Raw genomic sequence first — 19,376 nt, forward strand, 5'->3', positions numbered from 1 at the left:
GCTAGCTGGCAGGTACTAGCTGGCAGCCGTTGCTGTGGAGGAGAATCTGCGCATCAGAAATGGAATAGCTGGCACCCAGAGACTTGCACAGCAAATCAAGCTTGCCAAACAGGGGTTCGTCGTAGAACGTGATGCTCACCGTGCAGTGCGCCAACGTGGCTCGGTCGTACACAATGTCGACGCCGTAGGCTTTTTCCAAGGCGGCGAGAACTTCCGCCACGGGGCGCTCTTCAAACTCGAAGGGCTGCGGCACCAGTACGGCGGGTTGTGCCACTAGCTCCTTCGTAAACCGCCGCTTGGCCGCAGAGTATACCGCTTGCTGATTGGGTAGCAACAGTACACCCGCCGCGGCCGGGCGCTTGGGCGTAGCCGACAAATCAGCCCCCGCGCGGGTTTGCACGGCCACTTTGCCTTCGCGCACCGATACCGATGCCTGCGCCGCATTGTGGTAGGCCTTCACCCGAAAACTAGTGCCTAATACCGTGGTTACCACTTGGTTGGTGAACACTAGAAAGGGCCGCTGAGGGTTTTTGCTTACCTGAAAATAGGCCTCGCCTATCAAGTGTACCTCCCGCCGTGTGCCAGCCAAGGCAACGGGGTAGCGCAGGCTGCTGCCAGGATGCAGCGTAACGCGGCTATTATCGGGTAGGCGCACGGCCTGAGGCTGCTGCGAGGTGTTGGTTTGCTGTGTCCAGCCATTGGCTACGGTCACGGCAATAGGCGCCGCAGGAGCCCAGTTGCGACGCACGGCGGGCCAGAGCAGACCAAGCGCTACGGCCACCAACACCAGGGCTGCAGCGATGCGCAGGGTAGGAGCCTGCCACCAAGCGGCAGGGTGCCGTACCACCTTCGTCTCGGCGGGCACTGGAATATTCTGAGTAGCCAGACGCTGCCAGATGGCATCTTCCACTGCTTCCTGGTTTTGGCCGGGCAACTGCATCCCCTCCGGTTCTTCCAGGCAGTCGTACCACCGCTCCACTGCGGCCCGTTCCTGGGGCGTGCAGCGGCCATCGAGGTAGCGTTGTAGTAGCAGTTGAAATTCGGCTTCCGTCACGGTTTCGGGCAAGAGTAGAGAAGTGCTTCTATCTACTAAGTCAACAAACCGTGTGGTACCCCTAAAATAAGGTTGTCTTTTTTTGAAAAAAACGAATTAATAAATGTTAAGTATTTATGATTCAGTATTTTAAATTTTAGTAATCCAGATCAATAAAGGCCAAGTGACCAATAAAAAATCCTGCAAGTAGCCCCGCAGCAGCTTCAGCGACTTGGTGATATGGTACTCGATAGCCTTCTCCGATAGATGCAAGCGCCCGGAAATTTCGGGCACGGTGCGGTGCTCCAGGCGACTCAGGCGAAACACCTCCCGCGACTTTTCGGGTAGGCGGTCGAGGCCGGCTTTCAGAGCTGTGTTCAGGTCTTGTTGCGCCAACTGCTCCTCGGTGTTATGAGTAGCGTCGGACTGCGCTATGCGGCAGTACAGCGCGTAGCCATCCCGCACTCGTTGCGACTTCACATAATTGATAATGCGGTAGCGCAGGGCTGTGAAAAGGTAAGCCTCCAAATTCTGAATAGGTCCCTCGGTACGCTTGGCCCAGAGGACGGCAAACAGGTCCTGTACCAGCTCCTCGGCCACTTCTCTACTCTTGAGCTTGCGGTAGGCCATTGTGAACAGCCGGTAGCAATAGCGCTTATACACTTCCTCAAAAGCACCTTCATTGCCCGTTTGTACTGCATCGAGCAAGGCAGTATCCGGCCAGAGAGAGTATTGCAGAAGGCCAGAACGATTCATAAGCAGCGGAATGAAAAAATCGGGACTTATAAGTGAAGGTACATTTTTATATTCGTTTGTGGAAGAAAACGACAAGGTAATGCTCGTTAAGCGAGATAATTACACTTCTCGTGTTAGTTTTTCAGGTCGAAGGGGCAATTCACGCACGCGTTTGCCGGTAGCGCGGTACACCGCATTGGCCAGCGCCGCGGCCGTGGGGCCCTGCGCGGCCTCGCCTGCACCCAGCGGTGGCTCGGTAGGCCGGTTGATTACCGTCACGTCCACGTATGGAATCTCATCGAAGTGAAAGATGGGGTAGGCCTCCCAGTGGCGGCTGCGTACCTGGTGTTGGTCGAACTTCACTTCCTCCATCAGCGTCCAGCTAGCCGACTGAATCATGCCGCCCTCCGTCTGGTTTTTCAGACCATCGAGGTTGATAACCTCACCCGCATCGATTACTGCCCATAGCTGCGGACGGTAGGGCGTGCCCTCCTCGTGAATGCTGACTTTAGCTACCACCGCCACGTAGGCTGCCTTGTTTTTGTACTGCGCGAAGGCAAACCCCAAGCCTTCGTTCTCGCCAGTTTGCTGCTGGCGGGCAATGGCGCGGGCGCGCTCCACCACGGCAATGGCCCGCTTGTCTTGCAAATTGCGCAACCGAAAGTCCCAGGCGTCGAGGCCGGCCTTCTCGGCCAGCTCATCCATAAACGATTCAATGGCAAACACATTGCCGTAGGCACCCAAGGCACGTAGCGCCGACACACGCAATGGCCCCCGGAAGAAGTACGCATCCACGCGCAGGTTGGGAATGGCGTAGAGCGGGTCGGCGTTGCGGTAGCCGCCTGCGCTGGGGTCGGTGGTTCCGTCGTTTGCTGGGCGGCGTGGATGGGCCAGATATTGGGCAGGTAGGAGCTTGTCGGCGTTGCCGCCGGGGCGGTTGCTGTGCGTATCGGTCCAGACCTGCTGGTGCCAGTGCGTGAGGCGGCCGGTAGTAGGGTCGAGGCGGGCCGCGAGGTCCAGCACCATCGCCGAGCCGTAGGGCTCCCAGCAATGCTCATCTTCGCGGGCCCACTGCACGCGCACGTGGCGGCCGGGCGTGGCCACAGCCAGCAGAGCGGCATCGGCGGCCACATCGTCGGCGCCGTTGTGGCCGTAGCAGCCCGAGCCGGGCACCCCTTTTACGTGGATGCTATCAACTGGTATTTTCAGCAGATCAGCCAGCGCTTCGCGCAGGGGGTACACGCCCTGGCTGTGCGTCCATACCTCCAGGCGTCGCTGGGCGTCATCGAAGCGGGCCACGGCGCAGCTTGGCCCAATAGAGCCGTGCATGAGGTAGGGCTTATAGTAGCTGGCGCGTAGGGTAGGGGCGTTGGTGGGTGTGCCCTTGTCCTGCACGCGCTTGGGGGTGTTGGGCAGGGTGCGGAGGTAGTCTTTCAGAGGCTGTCCGGCCGGCAGCGCTTTCCCTTCCGTCCAGCGGACATTCAGCTTGCCCCAGTCCTGCGCCAGTTTGGCATCGTACTCGCGCTCGGCCAGCAGGCCCACGAAGCTGCCATTTACCACCACTTTTGCCAGGCCGGGCACGGCGCGCTTCAGCTCTTTCTCGTCAAACTGCACCAGCTTGGAGTCGTAGTTGAGGGGCCGCAACACGCGGGCGTGCAGCATATCAGGAAAGCGCAGATCCTGCACGTAATATTCCTGGGCGCGCACCATACGCTCCATCTCCGGGCGCGGCACGGCTTTGCCTACATATTGGTAGTCGGCTTTGGGCTTGAGGGCTATGGGGAGGCGCACTTCGTCGGTGAGCTTCTGGCCGTTGAGCAGCTGCGCGAAGGTGCGCGTTTGGCCATTGGGAGCCGTTACCACGCCATTCTGTGTCTTCAGCTGAAATGCCCGCGCCTGCAACTGGGTAGCAGCTAGGGCCAGCAGCTTCTGGCGGGCGGCGGCAGCGGCGTAGCGCACGGCCGTGGCGCTGTTTTCGATGGAGCCGCTGCCAGCAGTGTAGCCTTCATTGGGCGTACGGTCGGTTTCAGCCAGCACTACCTCCACGCGGCTTAGGGGGAGGTTCAGCTCTTCGGCGGCCATCTGGGCCACGGCAATTCGGATGCCCTGCCCCAGCTCAATCTTGCCCGTAAGCACGCGCACGCGGCCATCGGCCAGCACCTCCAGCCACGAGTCGATGCGGGGGTAGTCGCCGAGGCTGCCAGGTAGCTCGTCGGCGGCTTCCGCGGCCATAGCCCAGGTAGAACCCAGCAAGGAAAAGCCGATGGTCAGGCAGCCGGCGGTTTGGAGGAAGTGGCGGCGGGAGGTAGGCATGGGGTAGGGTGCTAACTAAACAGAAGAAGGCCGTCATGCCCATCTGGCGTCCGCTTGTCGAGGCATCTCTACCGATTCGTTGCAATCAAATTAACAAGGAATTACTCACGGTAGAGATACTTCGACTGCGCTCCGCTACGCTCAGCCTGACGGTCATGTTTTCACTACGTTATATCAAAATCACGACTTTTTATTGGCTGCCACGACCTTCTGCGCGGCCCGGATGGCGCGGTGCTGCACGCAGCAGCGGCACAGCACGCGCATCATGCCGTTGCGAATGGTTTCTTCGTCGGCGTGGGGGTATTGTTGCAGAGTAGCAACCGTCGACATCACCATGCCATTGAGGCAGAAGCCGCACTGGGCGGCCTGCTCGTCTACAAAGGCTTGCTGCACAGGGTGCAGGGTGCCATCGGGTTTGGCCAAGCCTTCGAGGGTAGTGATGCGGATGCCGCCCGTTACGTCGTGCACGGGCAGCTGGCAGCTGGGCCAGGCCACATCGTCGAGTATCACCATGCAGGCGCCGCATTGCATCAACCCGCAGCCAAACTTAGGGCCGTTGAGCTGCAATTGGTCGCGCAGCACGTAGAGCAGGGGCGTGGCCGGATCGACGCGCACCGTCTGGGACTGGCCATTGACGATAAGAGTAATATCAGCTTCCATAAGGAGAAAAGGCTTTGGCACAAGATACTCCGAAACAGGCCGAAAGGATACTGCCGACCCAGCGCTACGCGGTAAGCGGGGCCTAACTAAAGCCCTCCCGGCGCGTACTGTAAATAGAACGTTTCAACTGTCTATTCCTTATGAATCCTACTCAACTAAGCCACGAGCTGCGCAATGGCCAGAGCCCCGATCTGAAGCGCCGCCGCTGGATTATCGGCCTGTCGATGGTGACCGTAGCCGCCGGCCAGATGGTAACCCTGTACCAGACTGGCATCATCAAGCACCTGCCCGACCCACCGCTGGATGTTTTCGACTCCGATAAAGTGGACGCCTCCGACTACGGCTACAAGCGCCTCGACACGCCCGACGCGGGACCCATGATGATAACCGGGGCCCTCACCGCCACCCTGGCCGCCGCCGGAGGCATGGAACGGGCCACCACCATGCCGTGGTTACCCGTTGCCATGGGCGTGAAAACAGTAGTAGATGCCGTAACAAATATTACTCTGGGCCGGGAGGAGTGGAAAGAAAACAAAGCCCTGTGCTTCTACTGCCAGGCTTCTACCGTAGCTGCCCTGGCTACCGTGGCTCTGGCCGCGCCAGAAGTTATCAAGGCTGTTAAGAACCTGCTGGGTAGGAAGTAGTGTAGTGGTTGCGGATTGCGCCTGCAACTACACACGTTGCGGCCGTAGCGCAGTCAAAGTATATAGTAATAAAAACAGCAAGATTGGTTGCGCCGCGTAGCGGTGCAAGAGTACATGGCGTATTCTTGCCCGCTACGCGGCGCTTGTTTCTGACGGTAGCAAATAACCTACAAACCTTTGACCGCTCCATGGCCCCACACGTACCGTTATCGGCAATCAGCAAGCCTGACTATTGCTTGGCCAGGGCGCGGGCGGCTAGCAGGCCACTGAGCACAGCCAGCACGGCTGCTGTCAGGAAGGCCGCACCGGGGAAATGGATTGGCGCTTTCGGACTGGTAAAGTACGAAAACAGCCCCGTCATCAGGGGTGGGCCGATAATGGCCGTGACGCTTACTAGGCTGGTAAGAGCGCCTTGCAGCTCGCCCTGCTCGTTGGCCGGCACCTGCCCCGACATAATGCCTTGGAGCGCCGGCCCCGCGATGCCGCCCAGGCAGTAGGGCACCAGAAACACAAACATCTGCCAGCCCTGCCCGGCAAAAGCAAATAGCAGGAGCCCCACCGCGTAGAGGCTCAACCCCAGCACCACTGAGCGCGTAGGCCCCAGCCGCGGGTTGATATAGCGAATCAGGACGCCTTGCACCAGGCCCGTGAGGGCGCCAATGACCCCCAGGGAGTAGCCTACCCACTTCTCATCCCAGCCAAAGCGGTACATCGTGAAGTAGGACCAGGTGCTTTGGGTAGCGTGGCTGGCAAGGTAGATGAGTACCAGCGAAGCCACCATGCCCAGAATAACCGGGTAGCGGCCCAGCTGCCGCAACGACCCAACAGGGTTGGCCCGCTGCCAGTCGAAGGGCCGCCGGCTTTCCTCGGGTAGCGACTCGGGCAGCACAAAGTAGCCGTAGAGCCAATTGAGCAGCGTGAGACCCGCCGCCGCCAGAAACGGTACCCGCGGCCCAAACTGCCCCAGCAAGCCCCCTACCACCGGCCCAATAATAAAGCCCATGCCAAAGGCGGCCCCAATCAGCCCGAAGTTCTCGGCTCGCTTTTCGGGCGGACTTATATCGGCGATGTAGGCGCCGGCCGTGGTGAAGCTGGCCCCGGTGATGCCGGCAATGATGCGCCCCACAAACAGCCACGCAATGCTGGGCGCAAAAGCCAGAAACAGGTAGTCGAGGCCAAAGCCGAACAAGGCCGTGAGCAGCACCGGCCGCCGCCCGTATTGGTCGGAGAGGTTGCCCAGCACCGGCGAAAACAGGAACTGCATTCCCGCAAACGCGAAGCCCAGCAAGCCGCCGTAGCGCGCCGCCTCGCTGAGGCCCTCGCCGGTGAGCTGCTCAATGAGCTTGGGCAATACGGGAATGATGATGCCAAACCCGATGACATCGAGCAGGAGGGTAATAAAAATAAACCCGAGCGCGGCTTTCGGTTTCATGGGGCGCTAAAGTAGGGGTTTGCCGCGGAGTATATTGCCGAAACGCCTTCGCGCCGAAAATTCTAAAATAGCACTACCTCGTCTGTATCGAAATAATACAGCACGCACTGCACATCGGCAAAGCCCAGCTGCCGAAACAGATCTGCATAGCGGGCGAGTTGGTGGCGGTGGCGGGGCTCGGGCGGCGGCACCTTAAAATCAAGCAGCGTCACGCGGCCGGGCGCGCCTACCTCAAACACAATACGGTCGGGCTTGTACTCCTGCCGCCGCGTGCCACCCACCAGAATCTCGCGCTCCGTTTCGGGCTGCACCGCCGGACTGAAGTAGTGCGCCAGCCGCGGGTTCTCTACTACCTGCTGTAGCTTCTGGAGCAGCTCGGGCCGTTCCTTGCTGCTGATTAGCCCCTCGGCCACCAGCTGCCCGGCCACGCGGTGGGCGTCGGAGGCGTAGAGGGTGCGGCGCAGGGCGTAGTGCAGCTTGCGGTTCCACTCCTGCTGCACCTGCTGGGCATCAAAGTCGAAAACCGTATGGGCGTGCCGGCGCAGGCGCAGGCGTTCTTCCCAAGGGGTGCTGCTGAGGTTGGTGAGGGGAAGTGTTGCGTGATTAGTTGTCAGTGGGGAGTTAGAAGCGGTGGGTTGTGGTTTGGTGTCCACTGGCAACTCACCACTCGCAACATGCAACACATCCATTGCCAGCGGATACCGCAGCACTTCCGGGTCGTACGCGCCTTGCGCCACCAGGTAGCGGTGCAGCAGCTCGGCCACGTTTTTGGCGGGTTCGGTGAGGTCAACTTCCGGATCTTCGGTTTTGCTACCGGCTTTCTTTTTAGGCTGGCGGCTGATAAGGTAGAGGCGGTGCTTTGGGCGCGTGAGGGCCACGTACAGCATATTCAGGCCTTCGAGGAAAGTTTTTTCCAGCTCCTCGGCGTACTGTCCGGCCAGGGCCGTGCGCTGCAACGCCTGCACCTGCGAAACCACCGCCACGGGAGGCATCTCGGCCATGGGTTTGGCCTCGTCGGGTAGGCGGCCCCAGAGCAGGGTGTTGCGGTGGGGCGTCAGGCTCCAGTCGGCGAAGGGCACAATCACCACGCCGTAGGCCAACCCCTTGGCCTTGTGCACGGTGGTGATGGTGATGGCGTCGCGGCCGGCCGGCGCGTTAATGCTCAGCGCGCTTTTCTTCTGCTGCCAGTAGGCCAGGAAATTGTTGAGGTTGTTGCCGTGGCGCAGGCTGAACTCCAGCGTCAGGTCCAGAAACCGGAACAGGTATTCGCTTTCTCCCTCGCGTCCCAGCAGGCTAAACGTGCCAATCAAGCGTTCCGTCAATTCGTAGAGGCCCAGGTTGCCGGTTTCGCGCTCCTGCAAGTCAAAGCCCAGGGCCCGCAGCTCGTCGAAGAAGGGTAGGGCATCGGGCACGTTGGCTACCTCGGCAATGTACCGGGCCCGCACCGGAGTAGGCGCCAAACCGCGCACTACTTTATCTACCAGCAGCAAGGCTTCGGCCTTGGCCAGTGTATCGGCTGGCTGGTTCAGCACCCGAAACACAGCCACTAGCAAGTTCACTACCTCGGCAAATTCCAGGGACAGCGAGTCGGCGGAAATAATGTCGTAGCCGCGCTCCTTCAGAAACTTCGCCACCCGGCGGCTTTGGTCGCGGCGGCGGCACAGCACGGCCACGTCCTGCTGCCGGAAACCGTGTTGCAGCGCTTCCTCTACAAGTTGCAGCGTGAGATAGAGCGTGCTTTCATCGTAGCTGAGTAGCTGCTCGGGTAGGGTAGGGTGGGGAGCATCGTCGTGGGTCAGAAGGAGTTCGACGATGGCCTCCTGTCCTGCGCTTTTCGCGGAGCCAGAGACTGGCAATTGTTGCGGCGCCTCCTGTCGAAAATCCTCATCATAAATGCTTTGCACCAGCGGCAGCTGCGGGTGCGTGGCGCTGATATGGCCAAAGAAATCATTGTTAAACGTAATAATGTCCGGGGCCGAGCGGTAATTGGTATTCAGATTTTTCGCCTGTAATGCCCCGTTCAGCGTGTAGTAGCGGCCTTGCAACAGGTCGCGCAGCTCCTCGTCGGCTACGCGGCCGTACAGGTGCTCGGTTTCGTTTTTATAGAGGCGCAGAATCTGCTCCATCTCGCCGCCCCGCCAGCGGTAAATGGCCTGCTTTGCATCGCCCACAGCCAAGGAAAGGTTGCCGTTGGCCACGGCGTTTTCCACCAGCGGCAGCAGGTTATTCCATTGCAACACAGAGGTATCCTGAAACTCATCAATCAGCAGGTGCTGGTACCGCTCGCCTAAACGCTCGTACAGAAACGGCACCGGCTCACGCAGCACAATGTTGGCAATACGCCTGTTGAACTCGGCAATCAAGACCACATTTCGCTCTCGGCTGAGCTGGTCCACGGCCTTGTTCAGCTCACTCAGCAGCGACACATGGAAGATGTAGGGTAGCATGCCCGTCACTAGCAGGTAGTCGGGTAGGAGGCGGGCACGCAAGTCCTCCAGCTCCTGGTAGGCCGCCGTAAGGTCAAGTTTCACGGCATCCACGCGCTGCTTGTCGGCAGCGGTTTTTACTTTGCCGCTGTACCATTTATCCTGCTCCACGGTGGCCCGCACGTAGCTGTTGGCCTCTTTATCGGGTAGGAGGCGTTCCTCCCAGCGCGTCACGTAGCCAATGATGCCGCTTTTGCCTTGATAAAGGTCGGTTTCCGTCACGCCAGCAGCATCCAGCGCCGCCAGCGCCCGCACACTTACCGCCCGAAACTCCTGCTCAATTTCCTCCCGGCGCTTGCGCAGATTTTCGTGCAGGCGCCGGTAGTCCTGCAACGAGAGTTGCTGCAACTGCGCCACGGCCTCGTGCACCGGCTCCGAAAGCAGAAACTGCCCAAAACTGACCAGCTCCTCGGGCAGCGTGTTCCAGCTGCGGCCTTCCTCGGCTTTGCTCAGGGCATAATCGGCCAGGGAGCGGGCCAACAGCTTGCTGTTGGGGTCGCGGTTTACTTTGTCCAGCAGCAAGGCCACGGCGCTTTGCAGCACCGCTTCGCCGTCCAGCTCTACCTCGAAGGCCGCGGGCAGCCCTAACTCCCGCGTAAATGCCTGCACAATGCGCTGCACAAACGAGTCGATGGTGCTCACCGCGAAATCGGCGTAGTGATAGAGCACCAGCCGAAACGTAGCCGCCGCCCGTTGCCGCAGTTCCTGCTGTTGCTGCTCGGGCGTGTCGGCGCGGCGCGGCAGCTTGCCTTCCGCAGCCAGCTCGTTGGCAATATCGCGCAATAGCATATCTTCTTTGCCGTTGGTATCAGGGTAGGTAAAGCGCCGCAACGCCCCAATGATGCGCTCCTTCATCTCGCCCGCCGCATCATTAGTGAAGGTGATGGCCAGAATGCTTTTAAAATACGCCGCGTCTTCAGCGCCAAGCGCCAGCTTTAAATATTCTTTGGTGAGTTGGTAGGTTTTGCCAGAGCCGGCGGAAGAAGAATAGATACGGAAGGTAGGGGGCATGAGGGAAGTAATTATTACATTGGACTATGTTTCATCGATAAATAATAATTAAATGATAACGACAGCTAGAGTACTAATATTATTTGTTCTAATTTTCCTGTTTTATTCTTGTAAGGGACAGTCTACAAATGATATTCCGCAATTCAAAAAGAATAACGATTTAGTGTATTCTGCAAAACAAATAAAAGTATACAATGATATATTAAATGACTTAATAAAAAATCATTTTTACGGATACTATCTAGGTGACGCATCTGATACGCTTTATAGCAAAAACAACAGAGTCAGGACAGATACTAGTGCTATAAACACGGATGCACGCATTTTAACCCTAGCGCTGCTGAGTGACAGTACTAAGTTGTGTACAATTTACCTCAATGAGGACCCTGCTAGTGAAAAGATACTTTCCTGGAAAATAGATATGAATACTAGTTACGGGCAGAAGATAGAAAATATGTTAAAAAAATATAGTGATAATGTGTCCGGAATAATAACTAAGTTGAGTATGCGACAATCCTTATATAAGTCAAAAGATTTTCACTCGTCAATAGCCAGAATATCTAGTGTTTATAATATGAAAGAATACAATATAGATACCAGAACGATACGAGGTAAGGAAGATAAATGTGTGGTCGGAATAGTGAGTTTATCTAATATTGTGCTAAATAAAAACAAAGATAAAGGGATTATGTATTACGAATTTTATTGCGGAGGAAGATGTGGGAGAGGGGAGTTAGCAGAGATAGAACAGGTAGATGGCAGATGGCATATCGTGAATACCGAAATGTTTTGGATTTCATAACCTACCCCACCGGCTCCCACAGCCGCCGCTCCACCTCCGCTTCCACCCGCCTAGGTCGTTGCGTCTCGGGGTCCAGCAGCACCCACTGGGTTTCGGCTTCGCAGAGTAGCACGCCATCGGTGGCCCGCTCGATGCGGACGAAGCGCTGGCATTGCGCCCCGCGGATTTCGCCTATCCAAGTGGTGCAGCGGAGCTGGTCGCCCAGCAGTGCGGGGCGGTGGTAGCGCACATGGTGCTCCCGCACCACCCATATATAGGAGGTGCCCTCGCTGCCGGGGTAGGCGGCCCGCCAATGCGCGGTGGCCGTATCCTGCGCCCAACGCACGTACTCCACGTTGTTAGCATGGTGTAGCTCGTCTATAGCCGAAGCCGGTACTACAATTTCGTGGGTAAAGCGGAAAGCGGGATGGTTGTGGTGGGTAGGCATACTAGTAGGTACAAATACAACGCAAGTAGGGAAAAACCCGTAAATGATGCTGTTGATAGCTGAAGTCCGCCGAATGGTGTATATTTGGCTCAACTTAAGACAATGTGCCTTTGTTAGCCTGCCAGATACCTAGAGTTTCAGCAGTTTTCAGTAGCTGCATTTGCTTAATGAAACTCTTTTTTTAACCCCGTAGTAAGTAGTACGATGCCAACCGGAACCGTAAAATTCTTCAATGATGCCAAAGGCTTTGGCTTCATCAAAAACGACGAAAATGGTCAAGACATTTTCGTTCACATCAGTGACCTGCTGGTAAACGAAATCCGTGAAAACGACAAGGTACAATACGAAGTAGCGCAAGGCAAAAAAGGCCCGAACGCTGTGAAAGTTCAGCTCCTCTAAGGACTAGCTTGCTTCGCAAGATTTTTGAAAAGCACGCCCCAGGGCGTGCTTTTTTTTGTCTAAACCACGGATTCTTGCGGATTTTTCGGATGACACGGATTTTGTGGATGACGTAACCTTAAAATAGCGCCATCCACAAAATCCGTGTCATTCGAAAAAAGCGCAAGAATCCGTGGTTTAGATAATATTTTTTCCTTACCTTTGCACCCGCATTGAGAACGGCCCGGTTCCGCGCAGCTAGCGTGGCCCTTAGCTAAGCTAAATAGATTGGCCGCCTGTATCTTCCGTAGTTGCTTCCGTCACTTGTCGTTGTTGTGAGAGTGGGAGAGGAGCGTCGCTGAATTCGCTGTTTTCAGAGCTATTCTCTCCACTCCATCTAACATCAGACATGGAAAAAGTAAAATTTGAAGAGCTTCCGCTCTCCGAGGAAATGCAGCGCGCTATTACGGAAGTAGGCTATGAAGAAGCCTCTCCCATCCAAACGGCTGCTATTCCAGTATTGCTGGAAGGCAAAGACGTAATTGGCCAGGCCCAGACGGGTACCGGCAAAACGGCTGCCTTCTCTATTCCCGCCATCGAAAAAATTGATACCGATTCGCGTGAGGTGCAAGCCCTGGTGCTGTGCCCTACCCGCGAACTAGCCGTACAGGTTTCGGGCGAAATTCAAAAATTAGGTAAGTACAAGCGCGGTCTGGCTGTGGTGCCAATTTATGGTGGCTCCAGCTACGACCGCCAGTTCCGCGCCCTGGAGCGCGGTGTGCAAATCGTGATTGGTACGCCCGGTCGCGTGATGGACCACCTGGAGCGCGGTACTCTGAAGCTCGACAGCTGCAAGATGATTATTCTTGACGAAGCCGACGAGATGCTGGACATGGGCTTCCGCGACGATATCGAAACGGTGCTGAAGCAAATGCCGGAGGAGCGCCAGACGGTGTTTTTCTCGGCTACCATGAGCAAGCCCATTATGGACCTGACCAAGCGTTACCAGCGCGATCCGCAAATCGTGAAGGTCAACCATCAGGAGATGACCGTTACGAACATTGAGCAGAGCTACTACGAGGTGCGCGGCCCCCAGAAAAAGGATGTGCTCACCCGCCTAGTAGATATGTACAACTTGAAGTCGACCATCGTTTTCGCTAACACGAAGCGCATGGTAGACGATATCGTAGCTGATTTGCAGGCAAAAGGCTACTTCGCCGACGGTTTGCACGGCGACATGAGCCAGCAACAGCGCCAGAACACGCTGGATAAATTCCGCAAAGGCACGCTGGAAATCCTGGTGGCCACGGACGTAGCCGCCCGCGGCATCGACGTGGACAATGTGGAAGCCGTAGTGAACTACGACCTGCCTGCCGACGAGGAATACTACGTACACCGCATCGGCCGTACGGGCCGCGCCGGCAAATCGGGCCGCGCCTTCACGTTTGTGAGTGGCCGCGACATCTACAAACTGCGCGATATCATGCGCTTCACCAAGGCTACCATCAAGCAGGAGCGCGTGCCTTCCTTCGAGGATGTGTCGGAGGTGAAAACCACGCTCATGCTGGAGTCGATTAAGGAAGTAATTGAAAAGGGCAACCTCGACAAGTACATCAGCCGCGTGCAGCGCCTCATTGATCAGGACAGCGAAGAAGGTATCACGTCGCTGGACATTGCCGCTGCTCTGCTCAAGATGACGATGAAGGAGGACAAGCGCGCCCAGGAAAGCCTCGACGCTACCCGTGCCCACGGTGCCCCGCGCCCCGGCTTCACGCGTTTGTTCGTGACGATGGGTAAGAAAGACCGCATCCACCCACGCGACATTGTGGACCTGATTGCGGAAAACACCTCTCTCACGGCGGGTAAGGTAGGCGACATTTCGCTCTACGATAAGTTCAGCTTCGTGGAAGTGCCTTCTGAGTTTACGGAGGAAGTTACCGGCGCACTAGCCCGCACGAATATCAACGGCCGCCCGGTATCCTTCAACGTGGCTACGCCGCGGCAAGAAGGTGATGCACAGCAGGAAGGTGGTCGCGGCGGCTTCGGCGGTGGCGACCGTCCACGTCGCACGGGCGGCTACGGCGGTGGCGGCGACCGTCGCGACGGTGCGTTTGGCAACCGCAGCTACGGCAACAACCGCGGCGGTGGCAGCTACGGCGGCGACCGGCGTGAAGGGGGTAGCAGCTACGGTGGCAACCGGGGCGGCAGCAGCTACGGCGGTGGCTACAAAGGCAACCGCGATGGTGGTGGCAGCAACTACGGTGGCAACCGGGGTGGCAGCTATGGCGGCAACCGCGAAGGTGGCTATAAGCCCCGTCGCGACAACCAAGGCTACGACGAGTAGCATCGCAACTGGTGCAGATTGATTGGATTATATAGATTCAATCAATCTGCAACGCTGGGTTAATAGACTACCCGATAAAAAAAGCCGCTGATAAGTCAGCGGCTTTTTTGTTTCTACGGGCAGAATGATTGCACACAAAAAGCTGTGTAACCCAATCAAGCTGCACCTGTTGCGATGTTACTTGGAAGCGTCGCGCAGGTCGCGGATTTCGTTGTGCGCTTGTAGGATGCCTTCGGCTTGCTTGTCGATAATCGACTTCAGCTCAGCGGGTAGGCCGTCAAACTTCTTGGCGTTTTCGTAGGCCTCTTTGGCGTGGTCCTCGCCCCGCTCGCACTCAGCCAGGATGCTATGACGGTCTTTGCCCGTTACAATGCCTTTCAGGTTGATAAAAGCGCGGTGCACGGTGCCGGCTACCGTGTTGTTGCCTTCGTTGGTGTCTACTTTCAGGTCCAGCTTGTACATCTGGTCCTCCAGCTCCGTGATATAGCTGGCGCGCTGGGCGGCGTATTTCTTGAAGAGGTCTTTCAGATCGGCATCTTCTACGTCGGTCATTGCTTCGGCGTAGCCTTTCTGGCCTTCTTTCAGGGTAGCAACGAGGTCGTTCAGTTCGGATTGGGCTGCTTTAGCGTCCATAATTGTGGTTCGTTTTTAGGTGGTAGGGAGAATGTATTGTGTGTCTTTGTACTAGCTATTCACGTGCAGGGTTGCGCTGAAGCCAACACAAACCGTATCCCTTTTACACTAACAGTATTCGAAACGCAGTTTATTGCTTGGCCGCAGAAGCGCTGAGCTTATGATGCTTATTGGACAGGGCCAGAGTCAGTCTACCAAAAAGATTGGCTTTCTAGGGCTGAGTAGAGCGAAATAAGGTGAGCAAGTTGTTGGTTTCAATCGTCGGAGGGGCAGTGCGTAGCAGCAGGCTACAGGCAAAGCGGTGGTATTAGTAGAGACCATATTGACTTAGCGCTCAACACTATTTTTTTGTCTTATTAGAAAGATATACCTACATCTGAGTGTTTCTCAGAACGAGTTGATTACTATTTCGCTACACAGCAATGGTAGACTATCTATTGAATCACTAGCTTGAATCAATTCTCAATTCTGTACTTAAGTAGCAGATTAAAAAGAACTTAAAGAGAAGGAGAAAAGTAGAAAGTGGTATTCTCATTTTTTACTCTCTCCTAATGGAAACACAAACACTACTTCACTGGCTATATGTCGCCTCTATGATAGGCGGTACACTCCTGTTTTGGGTTTGGAGTCGCAACCCCAAAGGCGTCCCGCAATACGAATACAGCATTGCCATGATGATTCCTATCTGGTCGGCGCTGGCGTATATGGCTATGGGCCTGGGCCAGGGCAAGACGGAAGTGGCAGGGCAAACCACGCACTATGCCCGCTACATCGACTGGGTGGTAAGTACGCCCTTGCTGCTGCTAGCACTGGCTTTCACAGCCATGTTTTATGTACCGAAGCAAGAGCGCAAACCCAACCTGCTGTTTAGTCTGGTGGCTGCCGATGTGGTGATGATTGTGTGCGGGCTGCTGGCTGATTTATCAGAAAGCAGCACGGCGCGGCTCCTATGGTATAGCTGTGGGGTAGGGGCATTCCTGTGCGTGCTGGTTCTTATCTGGGGTAAGCTGCGGCAGATTGCCATCAACAGTGACGCGGAGCTAGGGGGTATCTACACTAAACTGGCTGGCTTCCTGACTGTTCTGTGGTTCTGCTACCCTGCCATCTGGGCTATCGGACCTTCGGGCCTGGGCATAATCGGCCAGACTACCGAAACCATTTTGTTTGTGGTGGTGCCCTTCTTCTCGAAGGTAGGCTTTAGCATTCTTGACCTAAGTTACCTGCGCGATTTAGCTCCGCGTAAGCCCGCCTATCACCACGCGGCGTAACAGAGCGTATACAGCAGGATAACGCCTGCCTTATGAAAACGCCTGCTCCTATTGCCACTAGTTTCGCGCCGCACATGCTGTACTCCTACGGGGCGGTAGTAGCAGCAATGGCGGTAGGCGTGGTAGCGCCAGCAGCAGCAGCAGTCTTCTTAGGGCCGCTGCTGCTGCTGGGGTTGGTGGTATTGGGGTTGGCCCACGGCGCCTGCGACCAACTGGTATTTCCGGCCTACCACCCTGTGCGGGGCAAGGCGTGGTGGTTATATCTGGCGCGTTTTCTGGTGAGCTACCTGGCGCTGGCAGCAGCAGAGGTGATAGGATGGTGGCTGTGGCCAAGTGCGGCCGTCTTGTTCTTTTTCCTGCTCACTATTTGGCACTGGGGCTCTGCCGATGCGCCCACGCAACCCGGGCGCCCGGCGCTGTGGGTAGCGCATAGCATATTGCGGGGCACGCTGTTGTTTGTTATTCCGGCTTTTGCTTGGCCTGCCGCGATGCTGCACATTATCAACAGCTTACTGCGTTTTACGGGCGGCCAGTTGGTGACAGCAACCGTATTTACTACCGTGGCACAAGCAGTTGGGTGGGTTGTAGTGCTGGGCCACCTGGGCCTGTGGGTAGGGTATGCTAGACTGAACAAAGCACACCGCTGGCGCATCGATGCGCTGGAGGTGCTGCTGCTTACGGGACTATTTGTGGTCCTACCGCCGTTGCTGGCAGTGGGGATATACTTCTGCTTTTGGCACAGCTTGCAGCATGTGCTACGCCTCAACCCGCTGCTAGGCTACACGGCACAAACAGGTAGTAGGCGCGCAAAATGGGGAGACTTGCTGCGCGAAATAGGTTTTTTTGTGCGCCGCTCATTGCCTATTTTACTTATCAGTCTGGTAGCATTGGCTGTGTTGTACGTGCTATTCGCTACCAGGCTTTCCACCCCCGACGCAGTGGTTAGCTTGGCGCTGGTGGTGGCTTCCGTGGTTACGCTACCCCACGCGTTGCTAGTGAGCCTGGTGATGGACCGCAAAGCAGCCAGCTAGCCAGTAGGTACATCGGCCATGGCTCGGCCCGCCAGATAGCCCGTAGTCCAGGCTGCTTGAAAATTAAAGCCGCCTGTGATGCCGTCGATGTCCAGCACCTCACCGGCAAAATACAGGCCCGGTACGCGGCGGCTTTGCATGGTTTTCATGTCCACTTCGCCGAGCACCACGCCGCCGCAGGTCACAAATTCGTCCTTGTAAGTGGTTTTGCCCTGCACGGGTAGGGCTGTGCGCAGCAGGCTTTCAATCAACCGATTCTGTTGTTTGGCAGGCAACTCGTTCCACTTCACCTCGGGGCCAATGCCGGCCTGTTCCGTGAGCGTGCGCCACAGCCGCTGGGGGAGGCCAAAAAGCGGATTGGAAGTTACTTGCTTCTTACCGTGCTGCCCCCGAAACTCCAGCAGCCACTGCCGCAACGAGTCCTCGGTGTGGGTAGGGAGCCAACTGACGAGGGCCGTGTGCCGGTGCTCCAACTCATGCAGGCGGCGGGCACCCCAGGCCGAGAGTTTCAGCACAGCCGGCCCGCTCACGCCCCAGTGTGTCACCAAGATAGGGCCTTCATACTCCAGCTTTTCGCCGGCAATGCGCACGCGGGCGTGGGGCACGCTCACGCCCGGCAGCTCCCGGAGCGGCGACTCCGGCACGTTGAACGTGAACAGCGAAGGTACTGGCTCGGCAATGGTGTGCCCCAGGGCGCGTAGCCAGTCGTACTGAGCTGCTTTGGGGGCGCCGCCGGTAGCAATCAGCAGGCGCGCTACCTCTAGCTCCTGCGCGTGGGTGCCGGTAAGGTGCAGTCGAAAGCCACCTGTGGGTAGGGTAGTAATGCGCTCAGCGGTGGTGTGCGTGAGAATGCGCACGCCCGCTTTGTCGGCGGCCATGAGCAGGGATTGGGCAATAGTTTCCGAAGAGTCCGTCACCGGAAACATGCGGCCGTCGGCTTCCGTTTTGAGGCGCACGCCGCGCCGCTCAAACCAGCGCACAGTGTCTACCGCCCCAAACTGCTTGAAGGGCTCCTTGAGTTGCTTGGCCCCACGGGGATAGTGCTGTATCAGCTGGGCAGGCGTGTCGGCGGCGTGCGTTACGTTGCAGCGCCCGCCCCCCGAAATACGTACCTTGCTGAGCAGCTTGCCGGTTTTTTCTATTAGATAGACCTGCAAACGTGGATTGGCCTCGGCGCAGGCAATGGCCCCAAAAAAACCAGCCGCGCCACCGCCTAAAATAGCTACTACCTCCTTGTTGTTCACGAGCGCAAAGATACGAGGTAGAGGGCTGAAAATTGGCGCGAAAACAGCGCAACCGGCGTGCTAACAGTGCTGCATAGCCTCGTTCAGATCATCAAACTGAAACATATAGCCGGTTTTTTGGCGCAGCAATTCGCTGTCGATGCGCTTGCCCAGGGTGTCTTCCTCCGCGAAGGTAGGGGGCGCTAGGCCCAAGTGCGCGGCGGCGGCAGTGTAAAACTCCTGCCGGGTAGGGTGGTGCGCCGCGCTGGCGTTAAAGGTGTGCCCCCAGGCGCTTTGACGGATAATGCGGCATAGGATGCCGAGGCAATCGGTGAGGTGAATGAGGTTGACGGGGGCCTGTGGCTTGGGTAGATTTGTGCGGCCCGCCAGAAAGCGGCCGGGGGCACGTTGGGGGCCAATCAGGCCAGCCAAGCGCACCACGGTGGTGGCAAACGGCGCATCCGGATGCGCAAACAGGTTTTCGGCCCGCAGCAATTCCGAGTCGGCATCGGGGGCGGCCAGGGCGTCGGTTTCGGTCATGGCGCGGGGCTCATCGGCATACACGCCAGTGCTACTCACAAATAGCACTTGCCGCACGCCGCAGTCGGCAGCGACCTGGTACACAGGCTGTAGCAGCTTCACGTAGTGCCCCCGAGCGGTGCTGGGTGGTACGTTTAGTACCAACACCCGCGCGCCGGTAAGCAAGGTGTGCAGCGTGTCTTGGTCAGTAGCCGTAAGGGTAGGGCCCAGCTCCAGCAGGTAGGGTGTAATGCCCGCGTCGCGCATTTTCAGGAGTCGGCCGGGGGTGGTAGTGGAGCCAGCCACGGCATACCCTTCATCCACCAGCGCCTGCGCCAGAGGTAGGCCGAGCCAGCCGCAGCCCAATACGGCAATCAGGGGTTGTAGGAGAGTTGGAGTAGGAGCCATGCGGGGCTAAAGGTGAAGAAAAATTCTTA

16 protein-coding genes are annotated in these 19,376 nt (G+C 57.2%); 6 read left to right on the top strand and 10 right to left on the bottom strand.

The window, feature by feature from the left end; all coding sequences use genetic code 11:
• Window position 1: 1 nt before the first annotated feature.
• The 4 genes from H8B15_RS03925 to H8B15_RS03940 form a co-directional block, all read right to left on the bottom strand.
• A complete protein-coding gene (locus H8B15_RS03925; protein WP_187318356.1) occupies window positions 2-1,066 on the bottom strand; it encodes a FecR family protein in 1,065 nt (354 codons plus the stop codon).
• 117 nt (window positions 1,067-1,183) lie between these two features.
• Window positions 1,184-1,789: an RNA polymerase sigma-70 factor gene (locus H8B15_RS03930; RefSeq protein WP_187318357.1), complete on the bottom strand. Its 606-nt coding sequence runs from the start codon at window positions 1,787-1,789 to the stop codon at window positions 1,184-1,186.
• Window positions 1,790-1,888: 99 nt separating this feature from the next.
• Window positions 1,889-4,081, bottom strand: a complete 2,193-nt coding sequence (locus tag H8B15_RS03935) for a xanthine dehydrogenase family protein molybdopterin-binding subunit (protein WP_187318358.1) — start codon at window positions 4,079-4,081, stop codon at window positions 1,889-1,891.
• A gap of 180 nt (window positions 4,082-4,261) precedes the next feature.
• Window positions 4,262-4,741: a (2Fe-2S)-binding protein gene (locus H8B15_RS03940; RefSeq protein ID WP_187318359.1), complete on the bottom strand. Its 480-nt coding sequence runs from the start codon at window positions 4,739-4,741 to the stop codon at window positions 4,262-4,264.
• A 140-nt stretch (window positions 4,742-4,881) separates the two neighbouring features.
• Here H8B15_RS03940 and H8B15_RS03945 point away from each other — a divergent pair, with 140 nt between their 5' ends.
• Complete coding sequence (locus H8B15_RS03945) at window positions 4,882-5,385, top strand: vitamin K epoxide reductase family protein (RefSeq protein WP_187318360.1); 504 nt, start codon at window positions 4,882-4,884, stop codon at window positions 5,383-5,385.
• Between the two features lie 229 nt (window positions 5,386-5,614).
• On the opposite strand, the gene H8B15_RS03950 is transcribed toward H8B15_RS03945, so the two are convergent.
• Both H8B15_RS03950 and H8B15_RS03955 read right to left on the bottom strand, forming a co-directional pair.
• A complete protein-coding gene (locus tag H8B15_RS03950; RefSeq protein ID WP_187318361.1) occupies window positions 5,615-6,817 on the bottom strand; it encodes a TCR/Tet family MFS transporter in 1,203 nt (400 codons plus the stop codon).
• 62 nt (window positions 6,818-6,879) lie between these two features.
• Window positions 6,880-10,314 carry a UvrD-helicase domain-containing protein gene (locus H8B15_RS03955; protein ID WP_187318362.1) on the bottom strand — a complete coding sequence of 1,145 codons (3,435 nt, stop codon included), beginning with the start codon at window positions 10,312-10,314 and terminating at the stop codon, window positions 6,880-6,882.
• Between the two features lie 52 nt (window positions 10,315-10,366).
• On the opposite strand from H8B15_RS03955, the gene H8B15_RS03960 reads away from it, so the two are divergent.
• Complete coding sequence (locus tag H8B15_RS03960; RefSeq protein WP_187318363.1) at window positions 10,367-11,116, top strand: hypothetical protein; 750 nt, start codon at window positions 10,367-10,369, stop codon at window positions 11,114-11,116.
• Window position 11,117: 1 nt separating this feature from the next.
• On the opposite strand, the gene H8B15_RS03965 is transcribed toward H8B15_RS03960, so the two are convergent.
• Complete coding sequence (locus H8B15_RS03965) at window positions 11,118-11,543, bottom strand: acyl-CoA thioesterase (RefSeq protein WP_187318364.1); 426 nt, start codon at window positions 11,541-11,543, stop codon at window positions 11,118-11,120.
• A 204-nt stretch (window positions 11,544-11,747) separates the two neighbouring features.
• Between H8B15_RS03965 and H8B15_RS03970 the strand changes: the two genes are divergently transcribed.
• Window positions 11,748-11,942 carry a cold-shock protein gene (locus H8B15_RS03970; protein ID WP_187318365.1) on the top strand — a complete coding sequence of 65 codons (195 nt, stop codon included), beginning with the start codon at window positions 11,748-11,750 and terminating at the stop codon, window positions 11,940-11,942.
• Window positions 11,943-12,330: 388 nt separating this feature from the next.
• Window positions 12,331-14,265, top strand: a complete 1,935-nt coding sequence (locus tag H8B15_RS03975) for a DEAD/DEAH box helicase (protein ID WP_187318366.1) — start codon at window positions 12,331-12,333, stop codon at window positions 14,263-14,265.
• A 177-nt stretch (window positions 14,266-14,442) separates the two neighbouring features.
• Here the strand turns inward: H8B15_RS03975 and H8B15_RS03980 are convergent, their stop codons facing one another.
• Window positions 14,443-14,898: a PA2169 family four-helix-bundle protein gene (locus tag H8B15_RS03980; RefSeq protein WP_187318367.1), complete on the bottom strand. Its 456-nt coding sequence runs from the start codon at window positions 14,896-14,898 to the stop codon at window positions 14,443-14,445.
• Between the two features lie 551 nt (window positions 14,899-15,449).
• Here H8B15_RS03980 and H8B15_RS03985 point away from each other — a divergent pair.
• Both H8B15_RS03985 and H8B15_RS03990 read left to right on the top strand, forming a co-directional pair.
• A complete protein-coding gene (locus tag H8B15_RS03985) occupies window positions 15,450-16,166 on the top strand; it encodes a bacteriorhodopsin (protein ID WP_187318368.1) in 717 nt (238 codons plus the stop codon).
• Between the two features lie 32 nt (window positions 16,167-16,198).
• Window positions 16,199-17,197, top strand: a complete 999-nt coding sequence (locus H8B15_RS03990; RefSeq protein ID WP_187318369.1) for a Brp/Blh family beta-carotene 15,15'-dioxygenase — start codon at window positions 16,199-16,201, stop codon at window positions 17,195-17,197.
• Here H8B15_RS03990 and H8B15_RS03995 read toward each other — a convergent pair.
• Window positions 17,194-18,441 carry an aminoacetone oxidase family FAD-binding enzyme gene (locus H8B15_RS03995; protein WP_187318370.1) on the bottom strand — a complete coding sequence of 416 codons (1,248 nt, stop codon included), beginning with the start codon at window positions 18,439-18,441 and terminating at the stop codon, window positions 17,194-17,196. The genes H8B15_RS03990 and H8B15_RS03995 overlap by 4 nt on opposite strands.
• 60 nt (window positions 18,442-18,501) lie before the next feature.
• Complete coding sequence (locus H8B15_RS04000; protein WP_187318371.1) at window positions 18,502-19,347, bottom strand: SDR family oxidoreductase; 846 nt, start codon at window positions 19,345-19,347, stop codon at window positions 18,502-18,504.
• Between the last annotated feature and the right edge of the window lie 29 nt (window positions 19,348-19,376).

The sequence above is a fragment of the Hymenobacter citatus genome (genome assembly GCF_014333615.1).
GTDB lineage: Bacteria > Bacteroidota > Bacteroidia > Cytophagales > Hymenobacteraceae > Hymenobacter > Hymenobacter citatus.